Consider the following 18,497-nt stretch of genomic DNA (forward strand, 5'->3'; position numbering starts at 1 on the left):
AATAGGGTCGATAACCAGGCAAAAATTTTGCTATTTAGTTGTTCTAAATGAGAAATTTTTAACACAGTTAGCTTCATATTTGCTCCTTCAAATTGAACAGGTATTAAGTGAAATTGGTATTACCCCGCAAGCTGAGTGCTGCTTACGGTAAATGCTTCCATGTTTTGTTGTAGCTGTTCAAAACTCATCGCCAGAGGCTGCGCCGGCGGATTCAGGCCAACCCAGGCATCACGTCCACCGTGTTTGGCCTGATACAGGCAGTTATCCGCAAGCTCCAGCACCTGCTCCCAGTCCAGCGGCTGGCCATTGCTCAGACGCAGCGGGTAAGGCGCAAACCCAAGTGAGCAGGTACACATAAGACGCTGAGCATCAGAGCCAAACAAGGCCTGCATAACCACATGGCGGATCCGTTCAATCAGCGGCTGGGCTTGCGATACATCGGTATCCGGCATGACCAGCAAAAACTCTTCCCCTCCCCAGCGGATCAGAACATCCTGCTCACGAAGTTGCAGTCTGACCAGTTGCGCAAACTGTTGCAGCACCTGATCGCCAACGGCATGACCATAGCTGTCATTGATCTGTTTAAAATGGTCGATGTCTATCAGACAAAAAATCGTGCTCTGCGATGCGCTGTGAGTGTGCGCCAGCAGTTTGTCGGCCTCGCTGAAAAAGTAATGGCGGTTGTGTAATCCGGTCAGGCTGTCGGAGTAACTGAGGGCCTGCAATTGGCGATTTCGCTCGTCCAGCTCAGCCGTTCTTTGCTTGACCTCCTCTTCGAGCAAAGAGAGATAACGCTTGTTTTGCCATCGCCAGTATAAAAAGCCCAATAATGCGACGGCCAAAATCAGCAGCAGTGCGCCGCGTTGCTGCGCCAGGCGGGTGTTTTCAAGAATTTGTTGGTGACGGAAGATCTCTTGCGCCTGTAGGGCATTGTCTTTTTCCAGCAAGCTCAGCTGTTGTTTTTGTGTTGCCAATGCGTACTGTGACTCAAGTTGCAGCAACTTATTATTACGCTTCTGAAAGTTAAGGGCATCTTTTGTCAGGGCATAGCGTTTCAGGTATAAATGCGCTTGCTGGTAGTCCCCCATCTGTACATAGGCGTTAGACATAACAAATTGCAGCTCGGCCTGCTCATCTAAAAACCGGGTGGCAAAGGTTTCCATTAATGCCGGCATAGCCGTATCCAGGGTTTGCTGAAAATCGCCCGACTGCAACCAGACCATAGACTGCAACAGCTTAAAGCGCAGCCGCATTCTTTGATTACGAACCAGCATGTTACTTTTTGCAACCTGATTCAGGATAGGTTGCGCCTGCTGATAACGGCCAAGTTTGAGCAATGCCCAGGCCCGCGCCAGCAAGAGTGTATCGTGCAACTCAGGCGCGCCGGTGACGACCAGACCATCGGATTGCAGCGTTGCAACCGCCTGATGATAACTGCCCAGCAAAACATACAAGTACCCCTGCCAAAGCCTGTGCTGTAGCTGCAATCGCTGAGTTACGTAAGGCGTTTTCTGGGGGTGATTGGTCAATTGCACTATCAGCTGGTGAACATCATCCAGCGAACGCTGGGCATAGGTGTAACGCTCAAGATCCATCTCCAGTCTGGCAATCGCCAGCCGGCTTTGTGCCATCAGCGCCAGGTCTTTTCGCTGTATGGCCAGCTGCAGCGCATCGTTATGCAACACCAGGCTTTGCTGATAATCCCCATATTGCTGACGAACTTGTCCTTCGAGCAACAAAGTCTGGGCAACAATTTCCAGTGCATCAATGTCCTGAGCATCACGGCGTAGCGCTCTTAGCTCGGGTAACAATGACAAGTCAAAGTCGCTTTTCAGCGCTTCGTTTAGTTCGGCCAGCGACTTTTCAAGCACACTGGGCGAGGCAAGCTCATTTGCTGTGGCAGGTGCACTCAACACCATACAGAGCAGCCAGCTCGCCAGCATAGCAATTCGCATCATGGGTTGGGCTCCTGCGGCAACATAGCCCGGTTTATGACAGCCCACTCCCGCACCTTGCTATTAATAAATCCGGATTCTGTGAGCGCTTTACGGATCACGCCCCGACGCCTGAGCTCTTTGAGGCCACGATTCAGTGCAGCAAATATTTGCGCGCCCTCTGGATGGCGTTTACTGACTATAAAATGCCGTGAATCAGGCAGCACCATTTTTACGCCCTCGATGGGTACATAGTCACGCCCTTCAAATGCCAGCTGCAAGGATTCACTGACACTGAAATTCACCAGCATGCCATCAACAATGTCGGTTTCGACCATATTCAGCATGCTTTCCCACGGACCAATAAAGCTGACCAGATTCATTTTGCTGTTTGTCAGCGCATGCCAGTCTACCCGCCAGCGCGGGTTAGCCACCAGCGTTAATTGCTCGAGCCCGTCTTGTGTGGTCTGATGCAGTGCCTGGTTGCGTTTAGCGACATAAATACCGGCTTCATACTCGCCAAATTTAACCACAGGATCGCTGACGTACACTGAGCCACGATAATTGATCACATCTTCATGCCAGACAGTACGCGCCAAAATCAGGCTTTCTCCGGCTATCATGTCGGTAAATTCAAGAATATTCACGGAAGGCTTGGGATTGAACACCACTTCCCGGGTTTCCCCGCCAAGGAACAGCGCTTGCTGCAACAACACCATTTCAATGATTTCGATATGGGAGCCCTGGGTGGTGGGCCGAAAGTCGGTCACATCAAGCACTGATCGACCTTGCAAAAAGGCCTGATAACGCTCAGAAAAGTTCTCGCTACTGATGATATCAACAATCAAAGGGTTGTGGGCTTTGGCACATTGCGACACAACGAGCAATAACAACACCAAAAACTTCATTTGCCTCCCCAGCACACAGGTAAGTCACAGCATCCGCTAGTATACAGGAAGGTGCGAACAAAAGTTAACCTTTAAATAACAACGCACCAGCCAAAAGCCGTAAAAACAACATACCAATCTCGGTTTTTAAAACAATAATAAAGACTTATAAAGGATAAGAAATGGTGAGTATCAGCGTCCCGCTCTGATTTAAAATGATTCTGAAATGAAAAAGGCCTTATTCAGGCCTTCAGGGGAGATGTTCGCAAAATCGCTTTTTTGAAGCGATTCAGCCGCATTGGAACCCCTTATACTGATCCGCTATCAAACCAGATATCAGGGAGATGGCGTATAGGTTCTGGCATGCTCAATACGCTCTTGCAGGCTGGGATGGGTAGAGAGGTACTTTAACCAGCTTTGCTCTTGTTCATCATCCAGCGATACCAATGACTCCAGCGCCTGGGCAAAGTCTTCGCCACTGTATCCAAGGCGTGCCAGTTGCGCCAGGGCATAGTTATCGGCTTCCCACTCCATATTCTGCGAGAACTGTAAGTCCATCAGTGCACTACCGGAGCCCAGTACCACCTCGGCAACAATATCCATATCACCTAGCAGTATAGCAATGGCGATACTGGCCACCGCCGCCTGAGACGCCAAGCGCACGCTGTGCATGCGCTCTACATGGCCAATTTCATGCAATATAATGGCTCTGAGCGCATCGGGTTGTTCGGCCAGAAGCAGTGCCAGCTCATCGGTGACCACCACCTGACCATGGGGCAACGCAAAGGCATTGGCGCCAAAGTGGTCAGAGCGATATACATCAATACGATATTTGTCGACAGATAAATCAAGCTGCGCCAGTGTGTCTTGCCACAAATCACGAACAGCCTGCTGTTGCGCATCGGACAGTTCACTGGGTGACAGCACCGTGCGCTCAATGAGCGCCATAGATTGCTGGCCCATTTGCTCCACGACCGCATCTGGCATGGTCTGTACGGCTGTCACCGCAATGCCAGGCACCAGTTTAAACAGCAAGGCATAGAGCAATACAGGTGTCGCTACCAACGCACACACTATCAGGGCCAGATTGGATTCAAGACTCGCCAGTAGCGAACTCTTGCCCGACTGAAACGACCAACGATGTGCCACATCCAGCGGCACAAAGCGCGCCCCGTCTGTGAAAGTCAGCTCACTGGCCTGCCCCGGCAAGTGTGCCGACACCTTGAGCGTCTCAACCAAGCTTTCGCACACACACTCGTCGTCGGCATAAATGGCAATGCGATCGCCACTGTGCCGGGCTGCACATTCCTGCACCCGACTGCTGCCTGGCTGATAAAAGTATCCCGGGATCATCAGGTCAAGGAGATATCAACGTCAAACACATTGGCGGCTTCTTCTGCAAAAGAAGAGTCTGCCTGCTGCGCTGTATCCAGCACCTGATCTGCCCCTGGCAACACCACAACCTGAGTTGCCTCAGCCAGTGCCCTGACCTTACGTACTTTAGCCCAGGGAAAAGCCAGGCCAGCTGTCAGCACAATCGCAGCGGCATTGGTCGCCAAAATCAGCGCATAGCGCTGTGGCTCCAGGTTCGATTTGAACTCAGCCACATCTTCAATCTGTGCATTGTTGAGAATATGGTTGCGGATCTGTGCCTGATAGATACCTTGCAGAGCAGAAATCACAAACAAATACAGAGGCACAATCAGGAACATGCCAGAGTTGACTCCGCCCAGCTCACCCGGGTTAATGTTGATATCGGCTACCAGACTCAATGCGATACCCAACATCATCATCATCAGAATACCCAGTACCGCCACCAGCAATGCGGCTTTGTAGTATGCCTTGCCCTGCAACTGCACATGGACCGGCTTGTCACCGTAAAGGATATTGCTGTGGATATAGGCATCAATGCGCTTCAGCACCCAGGGCATCGCCAGGTACAGCGTAAAAATACTGAAAAAAGGCAAGACAACAAAGTTGACCATGGCGTCGCCAAAATTGCCTTTAAAGGCAAAGCGAATATTGCGGTAACGGGTCATGCGCATGCTGAATTTGAGCCCCTGATTGATCATCCAGGGCACCAGCAGCACCAGCCCCAATGCCATCAACACACCCACAAGCGAGAAGTAACTCGACACCACACTGTAGATCACAAACAAGCCGACCGCGAGCAGGCGGCCTTTGAGAATTTGCAGCGGCGTTGCCAGGTAATCAAAACGATGTCCGTCCAGCACTGTATGACCGTAGAAGTATTGCTTATTGCGCACGGTGGCCCAGGCAGAGTAAATACCCAGTGTCAGTAGCGTAAGCAGAATATTGACAATCCAGATACCAAAGTATTCTTTACCGTTACCGGTGAATTGTAATTGAGAGGGTACAGTCTGACTGCCCGGTTGAGCAGCAGAAGGCGTAGAAGTCGAGTCCATTGTTGGCTTCCTTTTTTCATTATTATGCGTTTTCACACGATTGAAGGTCTCATGGCGAAATGTCCCCATGAAAACCACGGAAAAGTACATCAGAACGGCAATAAGTGCAACGCATAAAAAGCAAAACGCCGACGTAACTTGTCAGTTACCTCGGCGCTTAGTGCTGGTCAATGTGCTTGTTTTACTTAGCAGGCGCGGGTCAACCAGTTCAGGAAGTGACGGGCTTCGCTGCCACTTGAAAATTGCGTTTGTTTGCGGCCTGTGCCATCAGCAAAAACGACTTTTGATTTGTTCACCGAAATTGAGCGAATAGGTTGCTCAACACGGATCTCTGTTCCGTTGTATGTATAAGACATAATAAAACTCACTTTTATAATGCGCAGCCTGGCGGCTATCGCTTTAGACAATAAACGAGCTTTATGACAGTTTGATACCAAACCTAAAAAAATCGCGATCAATTTTTCGACACTTTTGAGTCTGCAAACCGACGCGTGCTTCAAAGGAAATGGTACTGGCGATCTTAATATCTGCATTCACAACGTCCCCATCTGGGGTAACTGCAGTGGTATATCGCCTGACTATAATAAGCTCTACTTGTAATTTTTAATGCGGGCTTACTGGATCAAGGCAAGAGGGCATTACTTCTATGACGCTTTAAATCAGAGGTTATTTAAAGCAAGTAGGTAATAATATCGAAAAAGTAGTTTAATGCAAGAAAAATTTACTGACTTTTTGTCTAAAAAAAGCAAGGGTGCCACTTTGACACCCTTCATATGCATTCTTATGACTGAGGTTCATATCCTAGGTTGGGCGACAGCCAGCGCTCGGCTTCTGCCAGCGTCATATTGCTGCGCTGAGCATAGTCTTCAACCTGATCCTGCTGAATGGCTGCCACGGCAAAGTATTTGGAATCAGGATGGGAGAAGTACCAGCCGGATACCGCCGCGCCCGGCCACATGGCATAAGAGCTGGTGAGCTTCATGCCAATGCGGCTTTCTACATCCAGCAACTGCCAGATTTTGTCTTTCTCGGTGTGCTCAGGACACGCCGGATAACCCGGTGCCGGACGGATCCCCTGATAATTCTCGCGAATAAGCTCCTCGTTACTGAGCTTTTCATCTTCAGCAAAGCCCCAGTATTGCTTACGCACTTGCTCATGCAGGTATTCTGCAAAGGCCTCGGCCAGACGATCTGCCACGGCTTTTACCATGATTTTGTTGTAATCATCTTGCTGCTGCTCAAACACCTCAGCCAGGTCATCCTCTTCCAGGCCACCGGTGACCGCAAAGGCACCAAAATAATCTGGCGTGCCTTTTGGCGCGATGTAATCGGCCAGACAATAGTTTGGAAAATCGGTTTTTTCGGTTTGCTGGCGCAGCTGACAAGACTTCAGCAGCACTTCTTCACGGCTTTCATCGCGATAAATTTCAATGTCATCGCCCACCCGGTTGGCCGGGAACAAACCAATTACGCCCAGCGGTTGTAAACTGCCTTTGGCGCTCAGCTCGTCGAGCATGGCATTGGCGTCGGCAAAAAGTTTTTTCGCTTCTTCACCCACCACCTCATCTTCCAGAATACGCGGGTATTTGCCCGCCAGCGTCCAGGTCATGAAAAAGGGTGTCCAGTCGATATACTCGCGCAAGGTGGCAATACTGACGTCTTTAAACTCGGTGATGCCCAGCTTTTTGGGCACCGGTGGGGTGTAATTTTCCCAGTCGAGTTTAACCGCATTGTCGCGCGCACGGGCCAAAGTCACGGGCTTGGAGCGGGGCTTTTTACGCGCCTGCTGGTCGCGTACCTTAACGTATTCACTGGCGGTTTTTTCTAAAAAGCCTGGCTTTTGTGTGGCACTCAGTAAACTGGAAACCACGCCCACTGCGCGGCTGGCATTGTTCACATACACCACGCCCTTGTCGTATTGCGGTTCAATCTTCACCGCGGTATGGGCCTTAGAGGTGGTTGCGCCACCGATCAGCAATGGGATCTCAAATCCACGACGGGTCATTTCTTTGGCGACATGGACCATTTCATCGAGCGACGGGGTGATCAAACCCGATAACCCAATGGCATCGGCATTTTCATCTATGGCCGTTTGCAGAATTTTCTCTGCCGGCACCATTACGCCCAGGTCCACAACCTCGTAGTTATTACATTGCAGCACCACACCCACAATGTTTTTACCGATATCGTGTACATCCCCTTTTACCGTCGCCATGATGATCTTACCATTACTCTGACCGGCCTGTTTTTCTGCCTCAATGAAAGGGTCCAGATAAGCCACCGCCCGCTTCATCACGCGTGCAGATTTAACCACCTGAGGCAGGAACATTTTACCGGCACCAAATAAGTCGCCGACCACATTCATACCATCCATCAGCGGGCCTTCGATCACCTCAATGGGTTTATCAAACTGCTGACGACAGGCTTCGGTGTCTTCTTCAATAAATTCAGTAATGCCTTTAACCAGGGCATGCTCCAGGCGTTTGGCCACAGGCCAGCTGCGCCATTCCTGATCTTCCGCTTTCTCAGCCTGTGCCATCCCCGAATAATTCGGTGCTATCTCGACCAGACGCTCACCGGCGCCAGGGTCAGTGTTGAGGACCACATCCTCTACCGCCTTGCGCAGTTCATCGGGAATATCATCGTATACCGTCAGCTGACCCGCGTTGACAATGCCCATGTCCATACCGGCCTGAATGGCGTGATATAAAAACACCGAGTGAATGGCTTCACGCACCGGGTTGTTACCGCGGAATGAGAAAGACACATTCGACACCCCGCCCGACACTTTACAGTGCGGCAGGTTTTGCTTGATGCGTCGGGTGCCTTCAATAAACTCGACAGCATAGTTGTCGTGCTCTTCAATCCCCGTTGCCACAGCAAAGATATTAGGGTCAAAAATAATGTCTTCAGGCGGAAAACCCAGCTCATCCACCAAAATGCGATAAGAGCGTTCACAGATCTCAAACTTGCGGTCGGCGGTTTCGGCCTGGCCCGTTTCGTCGAACGCCATCACCACCACAGCCGCACCAAAGCGCTTAATGATCTTCGCCTGGCGCTCAAACGGCTCGCGACCCTCTTTGAGTGAGATAGAGTTCACGATGGCCTTGCCCTGAATACATTTCAGGCCCGCTTCAATCACTTCCCATTTAGATGAATCGACCATAATTGGCACACGGGAAATATCCGGCTCTGAGGCAATCAGGTTCAGGAACTTAACCATGGCAGCCTTGGAATCCAGCATCGCCTCATCCATGTTGATGTCGATCACCTGGGCGCCGTTTTCCACCTGGCTGCGTGCCACATCAAGTGCGGCTTCGTAATCTTCTTCCAGGATCAAACGCTTAAAACGCGCCGAGCCGGTTACATTGGTTCTTTCACCAACGTTAGTAAAAATGGCTGTAGATTGCGTCATATCAGTACTTCCTAATTCAGATTACAAGCTTCAAGGCCCGCCAGGCGCATTCTGACTTCAAGCTCAGGCAAAGTGCGCGGTGCCACCTGTTCCAGCCCTTTCACAAAAGCGCGAATATGTTCGGGTGTTGTACCACAGCAACCGCCCACAATATTAATAAAGCCTTCTTTACCCCAGTCAATGATCTCTTTTGCCATTTCAGGGGCTTCCAAGTCGTACTCGCCAAACTCATTCGGCAGGCCCGCATTCGGGTGCACCGACGTGTAGGTCTCGCACACCCGCGATAGCTCCTCAACATAAGCACGCAACAGATCCGGTCCCAGCGCGCAATTGAGCCCAATCGAGATAGGTTTAATATGACGAATCGAGTTGTAAAAGGCTTCGGTTGTCTGGCCTGATAATGTTCGGCCTGATGCATCGGTAATGGTGCCGGAGATCATCACCGGCAGGGTTATGCCGGTGCGCTCAAAGGCTTCTTCCACCCCATAGGCCGCCGCTTTGGCATTCAGCGTATCGAAGATGGTTTCAATTAAAATCAAATGTGCGCCGCCTTCAATCAGGGCTTCGGTCGACTCAATATAGGCCGCCACCAGCTGATCAAACGAGACATTGCGATAACCCGGGTCGTTCACATCCGGTGAAATCGAACAGGTTTTTGAGGTTGGCCCCAAAACACCCGCCACATAACGCGGCTTACTCGGGTCTTTGGCGGTAAACTCATCACACACAGCCCGTGCCAGCCGGGCCGACTCGACGTTGATCTCGCGGCTCAGGCTGGCCATATCGTAATCTTCCATCGAAATGGTGGTGGCGTTAAAGGTATTGGTTTCAATAATGTCCGCACCCGCTTCAAGATAGTCACGGTGGATCTGACGGATCACCTCAGGCTGAGTCAGGCTTAACAGGTCGTTATTACCTTTGATAAGGACATGCCAGTCTTTAAAACGCTCGCCCCGATAGTCCTCTTCCTCAAATTTGTGTTTTTGGATCATGGTGCCCATGGCCCCGTCGAGGATCAAAATACGCTGCTGCATGGCTGTTTTCAGCGCGTCAGCGATGGCTGCGCCGTCAATCGCGGTGGTGGTATCTTTATTCGGCATAATTGTTAGTCCTTACATCCTGGCTAACCAGATTAATATCGTACGGAGTGGTCTGGTAAACATAGTAGTTTAACCAGTTGGAGAATAACAAAAAGGCATGGCTTTGCCATGTCTTGGATGGCTTGGCGGTCACATCATCTGCGGGAAAATAATTTTCCGGCTTAGGTGCGTTTGGCCCTTTTTCGCAATCGCGGAAATATTCTTTACTTAAGGTATCGGCATCGTATTCCGGGTGCCCGGTAATATACACCTGACTGCCCGATACATTTTTGATCAGGTAGGCTCCAACTCGCTCGGAACCCGCCAGCGTCACCAGCTCCTCACAGGCATCTATTTTACTGGCCTCAATATGGCCATAACGGGAATGAGGCACCAAAAATTCATCGTCAAAGCCACGGGTTAGCGCACCATGTTCAAAGTAGCAGTGGTGGCGGAACACCCCGCACAGCTTGTCTTTTTTAAGCTCCCGCTTCAGACCATGGTGGTGAAACAGGCCGGCATGTGCTGCCCAGCAGGAGAATAGCGTTGAAGTTACATGGTGTTCGGCCCAGTCGAAAAATGCCTGCAATTCTTCCCAGTAAGTCACTTCTTCATATTCAAGATGTGCTAATGGGGCACCAGTGACAATCAGCGCATCGTAGTTTTCTTCTCTGACATCCGAAAAATAACGGTAAAACATATTCAGATGCTGCTCGGAATTGTCGGAGCTGCGATGGGTGTCCAGGCGCAGCAGATCCACGTTCACCTGCAAGGGCGTGTTGGCCAGCAGGCGAATAAACTGCACTTCGGTTTCCACCTTATTGGGCATCAGGTTCAGTATGGCCAGCCGCATTGGCCGGATCTCCTGCGTGCTGGCGCGGCTTTGTGGCATCACGAAGACATTTTCGTGGCGCAAATGGCTAATGGCAGGTAAATCGTCGGTGACTGTGATTGGCATGATGTTCCCCTCAGTGACAGGACCCTAATAAACAGATCCGCTTTCCAGCGACATTATGACGTAATGGGAATAAATTTCAACTTCTAGATGTTTAGCCGTCCAAAACCAATTATTCTTCAAATGCCGCCTTCAACAATGCACAGGAACGTTGCAAAACATCATCAAGTGCCTGTATCTGCTGCGCCAGCTGTGGCACCTGATCCGCAATCGCCCGCTCCAACTGTGCGGCCAGCTCGGCACAGCGCAATAACCCCAGATAACCCGCCTGGCCTTTGAGTGTGTGCGCCATTCTGATGGCGCCCTCGATATCCTGCGCCTGCAAGGTCTGCGTCAGAGATGCGCAAAACTCGCGCTGGGCGGCGATAAACTTGTCGGACATTTTATGATAAAAGGCCGCGTTACCATTAACGTGTTTAAGCCCCTGAGCAAAATCAAGCAATTCACAGGACTCAGGTTCAGGCGGGGCGGCAGGCTCCGCGGATAAAACAGGCGGTGGCGCACTGGGCAATGGCGTGTTGTCCTGCGCTATACTCTGCCTGAGCGGCTTGCGATGCAGCCACTGGTAGATCTTCTGATATGCCAGCTCAACGTTTATGGGCTTAGCAATATGATCGTCCATTCCGCAGGCTTTAATTTGTTGCAGGTCGTGCTGCATCACATTGGCACTCAGGGCAATAATAGGCACTTGCCCACAGTCGGGCATGTTGCGGATCTCCCGGGTTGCCGTGTAGCCATCCATCACTGGCATCTGACAGTCCATTAAAACCAGGTCTACCTGGCTATCGCACAAACGCTCGATGGCCTCTTTGCCATGCACTGCCGTGATCACCTCCATGCCCGCATCCTGTAAGATCTCCTGAGCAATTTCGCGGTTAATATCGTTATCCTCTACTAACAACACCACAGCGCCCGACAGGGCCTGAACAAGCTGAGTTTTATCAAGCCGACCTGATTGCGGTACGGGTTCATCCTGTTCAAGCGCAATATCAAACTCAGCCGTAATCATAAACTGAGCCCCCTGCCCGACTTCACTTTCGCACCAGATTTTGCCCCCCATCAGACGGACCAGATTTTTACAAATCGCCAGTCCCAGACCCGTACCACCAAATTGCCGGGTGGTTGAAGTATCGGCTTGTGTAAAAGGTGAAAACAACGTTTGCTGCTGCGACTGGGAAATCCCAATGCCAGAGTCCGAGACCGTGAACAAGAGTTGCACACCGCGCTCGCTACGAGCCTGAATTGCCAGCTCCAGTGAGACTTTGCCATAACGGGGAGTAAACTTAACAGCATTACTCAACAGGTTGAGCAACACCTGGCCAAGGCGCAGGGGGTCACCCATCAGTACCTCAGGCAAATCCTCCGCACAGTGCACCTCAAAGGTCAGTTGCTTTTGCTCCACCCGGGTTGCGATTAATTCGCAGGCATGATCCACCACCTTAGCCAGGCGAAACGGCACCAACTCCAGGCTCAGCTTACCGGCTTCAATTTTTGAGATATCCAGAATATCGTTCAGGATCAGTAGCAAGCTATCCGCCGCATATTGGATCTTGTTCAGGTAGTTGCGCATTTTGGGGGGCGCATCGATTTTCATCGCCAGGTGCGTCAGCCCGGTTATAGCATGCATGGGTGTGCGAATCTCATGAGACATATTGGCCAGAAACTCCGATTTGGCCCGCGTAGCGCTTTGTGCGGCCTGCATGGCTTCGAGGAGCTTTTTCTCGGCCTCTTTGCGCTCCGTGATATCACGAATAATGGCAGTAAAGTAGGTAATGTCTCCAACCTGGGTTTCGGCCACGGCCAGATCAATGGGAAAGCATGCGCCATTTTTATTCCTTGCGGTCACCTCACGCTTATTGTCTATGACCTTTTTGACCCCGGTGGCGAAATAATCCTGCATGTACTGGTCATGTTGGCTTCGATCAGGCTCAGGCATCAGCATTTTTAGATTGTTACCCAGCACCTCTGCGGGCTCGTAACCAAACATCTCGACCGCAGCCGGGCTAAATTCCTGCACCTCTCCACGGGTATTGATCACGATAATGGCGTCGGCAGCGGTATCTATGATTGCGCGAGTCATGGCCTGATTTTCAATCAGTGAGTGCTCCTTACGCATCTGCTCTGAGATATCCTGAACAATCCCGACCACCTTACTGCGCCCGGTATTACGGTCCTGGCAACGCTCAGCCACCAAACGGACAAATCGTCGTGCGCCCTCTTTGTAATGCAATTCATAACTAAAATCGTGGTGGGTCTGTTGCTCATCTAAGATGGCACGCATCGCAGGCTCTGCAACATCTTCTGAATGACCGAATAAAGCACGTAAACTGACCCGCTGCGAAGGATCTGCCCCCACAATGTCGTACGCTTCATGAGAAAAGTGCATCAGGCCGTCGTCTAGCTCCCAGCGGCCCAGCCGCGCCATTTTTTGCGCCTGTTCATAGTTGAGATTTGCGCTGCGTAATTCCTCTGTGCGCAAGCTGACCTGAGATTCCAATTCCTGCTGATTTTTAGCCAAAGCAGCGATATGTTCGGAGATAGCATGAGACACCCAGCTGAAGGTATTTGCCAAGGTTGCAATTTCCTTAAAGCCCGAACGCACGGGCTTGAGCGGTTCAGCGCCACTGGCCAGCAGCGTTGCCTGCCTGGCCAACTCTCCCAGCGGGGCAATAACACGCCTGCGCAGCAATATCATGACCAGCAGCACCAGCAACCCGCAGCCACTCCACAGCAGCAGCAAGTCAAAGCGAATTTGCTGCCACAGCGCCTGCTCACTAAAAGCCAGGTTATAACGCAGAAAAACCAATCCACGGCGACTGGAACGCAGCTCAAGGTGCGACGGTAAGGCAAAGCTTTGTAGGGCTTCAAGTTGGCTATGTTCGCTCGAAAAGGTGATCACGGGCATATTGCCAGCCAGCGCCCTGGTGAGTGACTCAGCAGAGCTGTGACTGGCTATCTCTGGTAATGATTTGCCGATATCAGAAAAGTGGTTGCTGAATATAACCCGCCCGGTGCTATCGGTCACCGCAATGTTCAAAACCTCAGGCACAGTGCCCATCACAGAGATATCATGACGGATCTCATCGGGCTTATTTAAGCTCAAATTCACTTCAACATGGCGCTTAAGTGTCAGCAGCATATAGTTTGCATGAGACTGGTGGCTCGTTTGAGCAACATCCCGGCTGCCAGTGTAAATCACTATGGTGCTGAGCGTCAGCACAATCAGGCAAAATGCAATAATCCCCACCGGCACCCAAAATGCCAGTGAGCGCGGCAATACCACACGTCTCATTGTATAACAAACCTCGCATCGACCAGGCTATGCAGATCAACGTCGGCGTCTATCATATGATGCTCAACCAGCACAGATAACAGCTGCTCAGCCGTTGTCTGTAACGGCGGGGTTTTGCCCTGACCAACCAGCAGTGCCCGGTTTGTTGCCGCATCGGCAAGCACCATACCATCGAGCGCAGAAAGCAAGTCATCCGGCTCAAGCCCCAACCTGGGCGACATCAATTCGGCGGCATGATGTGGGTGCTGTGCAACATAGGAAAGTGTTGCAAACTGTGCCCAGATCAGCGCCCGCAATGACGCCTGATGACGGCTCAGCTGCTGCGTTCTGACCACCAGCACATCCACAATTTTTCCGGGGATCTCTGCACTGTCGAAAATAATTTGATGTTCATGATTAAGTAACTGGGTCGTTACCGGCTCAAAGGTGACGACGGCGTCAACATGGCGTGTCTGCAAAGCATGAAAATGCTGATTGACCGGCAAATGCACCGCTTCAATGTCGGCCATTTGCAATTGTGCGGCTTCCAGTGTTTCGTGCAACATCAGCGCTCCCACGGCAGTTTGCTCATAAGCAATACGCTTGCCCTTAAGTTGCCTCAGATCGGTCACAGATTGACGCGCAACCACGGCATCAGCACCATTGGAAATATCCATGATCAGCACAATATTCAGCGCAATGCCCTCGCCAGCTAGCACCAGGGCTTCATCAAGCGTCAACGCCGCCACCTCAATACGGCCATGCCGAAATGCATCCATGGTATCGGTGGCTGACATCAGTTCGACAAGCCGAATGTTGTCCGCCAGATAACCCTGTTGTTTGGCCAGGCGTAGCGTCTCGTAGCCTGGCCAGACATTAAAGCCGACCCGCAGCTGTGCCTGCGGTTGCTCCGTGCAAGCACACAGCAGTATCCATACCCATATCAAAAACAATGATCTCACCTTGCCTCCCGGACAGATAAGTCAGTGGTAAAGTCCTTGTTTGTATTCTAGTCTTGATTTAGGCGTTTGGGAGCTGTGGCAGACAATCCCACAACGGATCAACACAAATTCAGCTGAGGGTTTGACTTAGGATGAGCACAATGGAAACAATTCTGATTGTTGATGATGATGAGTTTGTATTGGAGTATCACAATCACATGTTGTCCTCAAAATACCTCATCAGGGAAGCCAGAAGCGGTGAAGACGCGTTACAAGCAGCACAATCCGGCGCTGTGGACCTGATCCTGATGGACATACAGATGCCCGGTATGAGCGGCTACGAGGCTGCATATAAGTTACGAATGGCCGGGCACACCATGCCTATTTTGTTTTTCTCGAACCTCAACTCGTTAGATGAGCGCTTAAAAGCCTATGATGCCGGCGGCAACGACTTTATTGCCAAACCGGTAGACGAACAAGAGCTGCACATCAAGGTGTCTGCCCTGCTTAAATCGCATAAGGCGCGCGTAGCTAAGCCAGACGACGCCGAAGACGTGGCTGTCAAAGCCTTATCGGCGCTTTCTTCGCTGGGAATAGTGATGGGGTTTTATCGGGATAGTTTTCACTGCCATGAGTTGGAACACCTGGCCGAGTCCGTTTTTAACGTCACGCGCGGATTCGGGCTCAAATGTTCTTTGATCATTCGAAGTCACAACACCAGCCCCTGTTTTTTTGATGACGGGGTAGTTAAAAATATCGACGCGGCTTTACTGGAGTCGTTACACGGGGCAAGCCGGATCATGGCATTTGGTAAGCACAGGGCGGCGTTTAACTGGCGCCGTGCTTCCTTACTGGTAAAAAATATGCCTGAAGATCCAGAAATGGCGGGCACAATGCGAGATTATCTCGCCTATGTGATGGATGGTATGGAACAATGTATCAACCGGGTGTTGCTGGAGCAGCAGTTGCGTCAAGCCATCCGCCAGTTTAAAACCCAAAATACCAACATCAAAAACGGCATTGTGGGCCTGATTGACGATTTAGAAACTCAGCTGGAATCTTTGTTTTGCACTTTGAGTATAGATAACGAACTCTCTGAAGAGGCGGAGCAGCAGCTCCTTAACATGATCCAGGCGGCAAGGGCGTCTGCGGACACCAAACTCCAGTCCGGTAAAGAGGTTGAGCGGCAACTCACCCAGCTAATTGCAACCCTCGATGATCGGGCGGCCAGCACCAACAGCGCTGATATAGAGTTGTTCTGATTTCTTTGTTGTGCATTTGTTACTTAACATGCGCCCACATAAAAACATCACACTTTTTTTCTATTCCCACTTTTATGTACAATAGCTGAAAACTCAATAATAAATAGAAAGGAAATTTAAGTGAAAAAGCTTATTTTTGGCTGCGCATTGTTAATGGCAGGACAGGCTCAGGCGGCCTGGATCACAGTCAGCGGCAAAGTTAAAGATGTAAATATATATTCCAGCAGAGATACCATTTTGGTCACGCTGGACTCTGTTACCAGTGACATCAACACAAGCTGTTCCAATAAGAGAACCCTTGCGGTCAGTTATAATCTGCCCACTGAAAGGCGCAACCGCATGTACTCTATGCTATTGTCACGTCAGGCTGCTGGTAAAAATGTCAACCTGACCTATGAATCGACAAGTTGTGAACCGTGGGATTCAAATAGCTCTGTATACAGCCGTATCGTACGTATGAACTAAATATATTTTGAGCGACCCGCCTCATTCAGATTGTAAAACAATCGAATCCCCGGGCTGTGCTGGCATGACACCATGCAAACCGCAAGGATTTACATGGTGCTGATTGGAAAGGGATAGTGAAAGGACTAACTCGCATCAGGGCGATGCGATGGCAGGACTAATTAGGTTGCTCTGCTGTGATCAGGCTGATGTATCCCGTTGATGTCAGCTGATGGGTGACCTCTGTAATAAACCAGTCGCCTTTGAGGTGATCCACTGAGTTATCAACCGAGATTAATGCCCCGGCAACAATCTCTGGATTGCCAGGCACAGTGAGCCGAACCGCGCCATGGGCGCGCTTCAGGCGCGTCAGTTGACTATTGGCAGCCGCTTGTGCGCTGGCTGCATCCGGGTAGAGGTAAGGTAGCTTAATCGTGGGCGCTTCGCTGCCCGCCTGCACCGACATGCGCTGCGCCTGATCTGAGTCGTGATAGAAGCCTTGTACAGCCCCCACCAGGTGATAATGATTACTCACTCTGGACCAGTGTATTATCTGATGGTTACCCAACGTAGCCGAGGTCACAGTTTGCCCGGACAATGACTGCCCGCTTCCTTTGGCAACAAACAGCAATTTACCGGCCGCCACCTTCATTACGGCGTCGTAACGCAAAGCAAGACGCGTGAGCAACTGCATGTCGCTTTCGCTTTGGTCCAGATGTGGCAAGGTAATACTGCGCAACGCCTCACTAACCCCACTTTGCAAGCCATATTCTGAGGCAATTTGCGCCACCAAATCACCTAATGTGACAGGCGTTTCATCCCCTTGTGGTGGCCAGGAGCGAAATCGGGGCGACTTAAAATCGGCATCCCACATAATGCTGTTACCATACAAAGTCAGTGCTCTGGCAGGCCCTGTGAGTTCGTATGCGCCCACATCAAACTTGCCCACCGGCGTGAGTGCAGCATGGGTGTCTGGCGTGCCATTTTTGTACCCCATTGCGATTTCAAGCACGTTACCCGGCTCCGGGAGCGCAATTGGCAGCTCCTCCAGGTTATCAAACCGCACCTTGCACACATCACTCAGTAATCCAGTTCGCTGTATTACACTGACCTCAACGATCCGATCTTTGAGACGCTTGGTGACTTCATTGCCATTCGCTTTGATAGAAAAATAGGGTTGCTGATTCATAACTAATCCCAGATATTGATCACATGCTTGGTCTTAGGCTTGGGCAGCTCAGGTAGAAAAATTTCAATGCCTGCCGGATAGATAGCGCCCAGCCCGGCCAGGCCGCTGTTGGCACCCAGTACCTTTTCCACCGTACCTGAGCTATTCCCGTAATGGCGATAGCAGATCAGATCCAAGCAATCGCCATCACGCGTAACGTAACTTACCCCTTTCATAACGTCTCCTTATTCGGGTTCCTTGAGTGCCGCTTGGTATCGGCTTAAGCGCATTGAAAACTGGATCTCTCTGGGAATACCATCGTTAAAAAACAAGGTGCGGGTTTCACTGATACTGCTGATCACCCATTTACCCAACACCCGGCCCACACTGGGGTTCGTTTTACCACTTTCTTCGACATAGCCCAGGGTCAGTGGCTGCCCCTTAGATGCTTCTTCGCGCATATAGTCGAGCTGTTTTAGGCCGTTTTCGACGATCTGTGGAAAAATGGTGCCTTCAAGGTCCAGGGTTTGTTCACCCACCCCGATAAACTGCATGAGGGGGCTGTTTTTATTGGTTGGCGCATCTAGCGACTTCCAGCGATACTGGGTGTCGTATTTCAGCTTGTTAAATGCCGCTGTACTGACCGAAAACTTATAGTTGCCCAGCTGCATCATATGTCTGGCATGATTAGTATTACTCATTGTTCACCTGAATT

15 protein-coding genes are annotated in these 18,497 nt (G+C 50.8%); 2 read left to right on the top strand and 13 right to left on the bottom strand.

Annotated elements, in window-relative coordinates; all coding sequences use genetic code 11:
- Positions 1–119: 119 nt before the first annotated feature.
- From C3B51_RS05655 to C3B51_RS05695, 10 genes are all read right to left on the bottom strand, one after another.
- Positions 120–1,958, bottom strand: a complete 1,839-nt coding sequence (locus C3B51_RS05655) for a GGDEF domain-containing protein (protein ID WP_130244444.1) — start codon at positions 1,956–1,958, stop codon at positions 120–122.
- Entirely contained in the window at positions 1,955–2,842 is an 888-nt protein-coding gene (locus C3B51_RS05660; protein ID WP_130244445.1) for a hypothetical protein, read from the bottom strand. Before C3B51_RS05660 ends, C3B51_RS05655 begins: the two co-directional genes overlap by 4 nt.
- 315 nt (positions 2,843–3,157) lie before the next feature.
- Positions 3,158–4,135, bottom strand: coding sequence for a M48 family metallopeptidase (locus C3B51_RS05665; RefSeq protein WP_240701858.1), 978 nt, complete (start codon positions 4,133–4,135; stop codon positions 3,158–3,160).
- 38 nt (positions 4,136–4,173) lie between these two features.
- Positions 4,174–5,247, bottom strand: a complete 1,074-nt coding sequence (locus C3B51_RS05670) for a YjgN family protein (protein ID WP_130244447.1) — start codon at positions 5,245–5,247, stop codon at positions 4,174–4,176.
- A 185-nt stretch (positions 5,248–5,432) separates the two neighbouring features.
- Positions 5,433–5,603 (bottom strand): hypothetical protein, encoded by a 171-nt coding sequence (locus C3B51_RS23540; protein WP_164488164.1) that lies wholly within the window; start codon positions 5,601–5,603, stop codon positions 5,433–5,435.
- Between the two features lie 425 nt (positions 5,604–6,028).
- Positions 6,029–8,662 carry a methionine synthase gene (gene metH / locus C3B51_RS05675; protein WP_130244448.1) on the bottom strand — a complete coding sequence of 878 codons (2,634 nt, stop codon included), beginning with the start codon at positions 8,660–8,662 and terminating at the stop codon, positions 6,029–6,031.
- A gap of 11 nt (positions 8,663–8,673) precedes the next feature.
- Entirely contained in the window at positions 8,674–9,696 is a 1,023-nt protein-coding gene (locus tag C3B51_RS05680; RefSeq protein ID WP_125720136.1) for a homocysteine S-methyltransferase family protein, read from the bottom strand.
- A 55-nt stretch (positions 9,697–9,751) separates the two neighbouring features.
- A complete protein-coding gene (locus C3B51_RS05685) occupies positions 9,752–10,699 on the bottom strand; it encodes a homoserine O-succinyltransferase (protein ID WP_130244449.1) in 948 nt (315 codons plus the stop codon).
- Positions 10,700–10,808: 109 nt separating this feature from the next.
- The gene (locus C3B51_RS05690) at positions 10,809–13,988 is read right to left on the bottom strand and encodes a PAS domain S-box protein (RefSeq protein WP_130244450.1); all 3,180 of its coding nucleotides are present in this window, start codon (positions 13,986–13,988) and stop codon (positions 10,809–10,811) included.
- On the bottom strand, positions 13,985–14,929 hold the full coding sequence (locus C3B51_RS05695; RefSeq protein WP_165389116.1) for an ABC transporter substrate-binding protein: 945 nt from the start codon (positions 14,927–14,929) through the stop codon (positions 13,985–13,987). Before C3B51_RS05695 ends, C3B51_RS05690 begins: the two co-directional genes overlap by 4 nt.
- Before the next feature lie 140 nt (positions 14,930–15,069).
- Between C3B51_RS05695 and C3B51_RS05700 the strand changes: the two genes are divergently transcribed.
- Both C3B51_RS05700 and C3B51_RS05705 read left to right on the top strand, forming a co-directional pair.
- Positions 15,070–16,170: a response regulator gene (locus tag C3B51_RS05700; RefSeq protein WP_165389117.1), complete on the top strand. Its 1,101-nt coding sequence runs from the start codon at positions 15,070–15,072 to the stop codon at positions 16,168–16,170.
- A 120-nt stretch (positions 16,171–16,290) separates the two neighbouring features.
- Positions 16,291–16,635, top strand: a complete 345-nt coding sequence (locus tag C3B51_RS05705) for a hypothetical protein (RefSeq protein ID WP_125720000.1) — start codon at positions 16,291–16,293, stop codon at positions 16,633–16,635.
- A gap of 157 nt (positions 16,636–16,792) precedes the next feature.
- Here the strand turns inward: C3B51_RS05705 and C3B51_RS05710 are convergent, their stop codons facing one another.
- The 3 genes from C3B51_RS05710 to C3B51_RS05720 are packed head-to-tail and all read right to left on the bottom strand — an operon-like array spanning position 16,793 to position 18,483.
- Positions 16,793–17,803, bottom strand: a complete 1,011-nt coding sequence (locus tag C3B51_RS05710; RefSeq protein ID WP_130244453.1) for a phage late control D family protein — start codon at positions 17,801–17,803, stop codon at positions 16,793–16,795.
- Positions 17,804–17,805: 2 nt separating this feature from the next.
- A complete protein-coding gene (locus C3B51_RS05715) occupies positions 17,806–18,018 on the bottom strand; it encodes a tail protein X (protein ID WP_125720004.1) in 213 nt (70 codons plus the stop codon).
- 9 nt (positions 18,019–18,027) lie between these two features.
- Positions 18,028–18,483: a phage tail protein gene (locus tag C3B51_RS05720; RefSeq protein WP_125720006.1), complete on the bottom strand. Its 456-nt coding sequence runs from the start codon at positions 18,481–18,483 to the stop codon at positions 18,028–18,030.
- Between the last annotated feature and the right edge of the window lie 14 nt (positions 18,484–18,497).

Origin of the sequence: Pseudoalteromonas rubra (genome assembly GCF_004212645.1) — a bacterium.
Lineage (GTDB): Bacteria > Pseudomonadota > Gammaproteobacteria > Enterobacterales > Alteromonadaceae > Pseudoalteromonas > Pseudoalteromonas rubra_G.

Excerpts from the sequence above, each read along its gene's own strand:
- C3B51_RS05655 (WP_130244444.1), bottom strand. The coding sequence starts at position 1,958 with ATGATGCGAATTGCTATGCTGGCGAGCTGGCTGCTCTGTATGGTGTTG.
- C3B51_RS05660 (WP_130244445.1), bottom strand. The coding sequence starts at position 2,842 with ATGAAGTTTTTGGTGTTGTTATTGCTCGTTGTGTCGCAATGTGCCAAA.
- C3B51_RS05670 (WP_130244447.1), bottom strand. The coding sequence starts at position 5,247 with ATGGACTCGACTTCTACGCCTTCTGCTGCTCAACCGGGCAGTCAGACT.
- C3B51_RS23540 (WP_164488164.1), bottom strand. The coding sequence starts at position 5,603 with ATGTCTTATACATACAACGGAACAGAGATCCGTGTTGAGCAACCTATT.
- metH (WP_130244448.1), bottom strand. The coding sequence starts at position 8,662 with ATGACGCAATCTACAGCCATTTTTACTAACGTTGGTGAAAGAACCAAT.
- C3B51_RS05680 (WP_125720136.1), bottom strand. The coding sequence starts at position 9,696 with ATGCAGCAGCGTATTTTGATCCTCGACGGGGCCATGGGCACCATGATC.
- C3B51_RS05685 (WP_130244449.1), bottom strand. The coding sequence starts at position 10,699 with ATGCCAATCACAGTCACCGACGATTTACCTGCCATTAGCCATTTGCGC.
- C3B51_RS05690 (WP_130244450.1), bottom strand. The coding sequence starts at position 13,988 with ATGAGACGTGTGGTATTGCCGCGCTCACTGGCATTTTGGGTGCCGGTG.
- C3B51_RS05700 (WP_165389117.1), top strand. The coding sequence starts at position 15,070 with ATGGAAACAATTCTGATTGTTGATGATGATGAGTTTGTATTGGAGTAT.
- C3B51_RS05710 (WP_130244453.1), bottom strand. The coding sequence starts at position 17,803 with ATGAATCAGCAACCCTATTTTTCTATCAAAGCGAATGGCAATGAAGTC.
- C3B51_RS05715 (WP_125720004.1), bottom strand. The coding sequence starts at position 18,018 with ATGAAAGGGGTAAGTTACGTTACGCGTGATGGCGATTGCTTGGATCTG.
- C3B51_RS05720 (WP_125720006.1), bottom strand. The coding sequence starts at position 18,483 with ATGAGTAATACTAATCATGCCAGACATATGATGCAGCTGGGCAACTAT.